A 1,877-nucleotide genomic window follows, 5' to 3' on the forward strand; every position below is an offset into this window, starting at 1 on the left:
GGGGAGAGGGGCGCGGCGGGGTGCATGGAGTGATCCTCGCCGACGGGCGGCGCCCGGTGCTATCCCGGGGTGCGGCGCGTCAGGCGATCCGGTCAGCCTGGCGTCCGGCGCGTCACGCGAATCGGTCAGCCCAGGGTGCGGTGCGCCCCGCGATCCGCTCAGCCCAGCGCCCGCAGCCCCGGAACGAACGTCACCAGAAGGGGGATCACCGGCACCAGCGCCGCCGCCGCCGTGAGGCGCAGTCTGCGGGCCGGGGTGAGGCGCGGGCGGGCGGAAAGGAGGCGGTGCACGCGCTGCGGCACATGTGCCTGCGGGGTCGGGCAGGGGCCGAACACGCCCCGGTCCTCGTTGAGTTCGACCAGGGCGAGGGCGATCGTAAGGCGCCCGAAGCGACGTGACGCCACGTCGTCGGCGGCCAGTTCCACCAGGCGGTGCATCTCGTCCCGGAACGCGGCGAACACCGGCACCTGCGGGAAGCCGGTGGCCAGCGCGCCCGAGCAGTGCAGGAGCCAGTCGTGCCTGGCCTGCGCGTGGCCCTGCTCATGGGCGAGCACCGCATCCAGCTGACGCCCCTTCAGGCGGCGCAACGCCGCTGTGGTGATGACCAGTTGGGGAGCGGTGCCCGGCAGCCACCAGGCGTCGGGGCGCTCACCCTCCAGGACCACGAGACGGTCCGCGCCGGGCTCCTCGCCGGGCAGCAGCGGCGCGCGCAGCAGCAGTTCGGTACGCCCCTTGCGGCGCCGGGCGCGGGCCCGCGCGATCTCCCGGGTCAGCATCGCCGCGGTCCATACGCCGCCGAGCGCCAGCGCCACGGCCGTCGCCGGCGCCCAGGAACCGCCCGCCCCCAACGCGTAGGCCTCCACCACGTCGTTCGGCGCGGGGGCGAAGACTTGGCCGCGCACGGCCTGCCACGCGTCGGCGGCGCTCAGGACCATCGACAGGCCGCAGCACAGCAGGACACCCGCAACGACGCATTGCCACGCCCACAGCGCGACGATCGGCTCGCGCTCCGGCCAGTCGGCCCGTGCGAGAAGGCGCGGGGCGACGACAGCGGTGAGGGCGCCCAGAAGCAACAGCGCAACGGGGAGCAACATGTGTCAACCCTATGAGGACGGCGCTGCCGGAGGGTATGGCCTGTCGCCTCAAGTGACGCACGCCACGCCCCGACGGGGATTGGATGAAGGGTGACTGCCGGGGACCGGCTACAGGGTGAGCAGCATCGCGAGCGTGGCGATGCCCATGGAAAGGCGGCACACCATCGCCAGCTCCGGGCGGTCGGCCCACCCGATGAGCGCGCCGCCGCCCGCGCCGCCCCCCTCCGTCGCGAGCGTCCGCACGGGCAGCAGGCGCACCCCCGACCACAGCACGTACCCCGCGAAGTAGAGCAGCAGCGTGCCGGTGAGGACCGGGGTGCCACCGCCGCCGTGGCCCGCATGTGCCGAGGGCGTCGCGGCCATGGCCAACGCCATGTAGACCATGGCGCCCGCGCCGACGAGGTGGTGCAGATGATGCCGATCGCGCCGCGCCGCCCACAGCGCGCGCAGCGCCGCGGCGCCGAACACCGTCGCGTAGACCGGCCAGGCCCACCGCGGCGGCGTCAGCACGGCGGCGGGCAGGGCCATCGCCGCCATCCCGAACCCCATGAGCGCCTCGCCGCCCGCGGTACGACGCTGTTCCTCGATCCTGCTGCGCATGCGCAGCAGACAGTAGGACCCGGTGGCCGCGCACAGCGCGACGAGCAGCCAGGCGGCCTGTGCCGGTCCGTGCACCGCGCACCTCCCGCGATCGACCCGATCGACGCCGTCGTCGGGTCGATGCCCGGGCGGGGGGAGTCGTATGCGAGCGCACGGGGGTACGCCGGGAGCGCAGTGGGGGGC

Annotated in this window: 2 protein-coding genes; both read right to left on the bottom strand. The window is 74.7% G+C overall.

Annotation, left to right across the window (positions count from 1 at the left end):
• Window positions 1-158 precede the first annotated feature (158 nt).
• Window positions 159-1,094 carry a M56 family metallopeptidase gene (locus E2651_RS42930; RefSeq protein ID WP_135336685.1) on the bottom strand — a complete coding sequence of 312 codons (936 nt, stop codon included), beginning with the start codon at window positions 1,092-1,094 and terminating at the stop codon, window positions 159-161.
• A 108-nt stretch (window positions 1,095-1,202) separates the two neighbouring features.
• Window positions 1,203-1,769 (bottom strand): DUF5134 domain-containing protein, encoded by a 567-nt coding sequence (locus E2651_RS42935; RefSeq protein WP_135336686.1) that lies wholly within the window; start codon window positions 1,767-1,769, stop codon window positions 1,203-1,205.
• Window positions 1,770-1,877 lie beyond the last annotated feature (108 nt).

This window comes from Streptomyces sp. MZ04 (genome assembly GCF_004684775.1).
Lineage (GTDB): Bacteria > Actinomycetota > Actinomycetes > Streptomycetales > Streptomycetaceae > Streptomyces.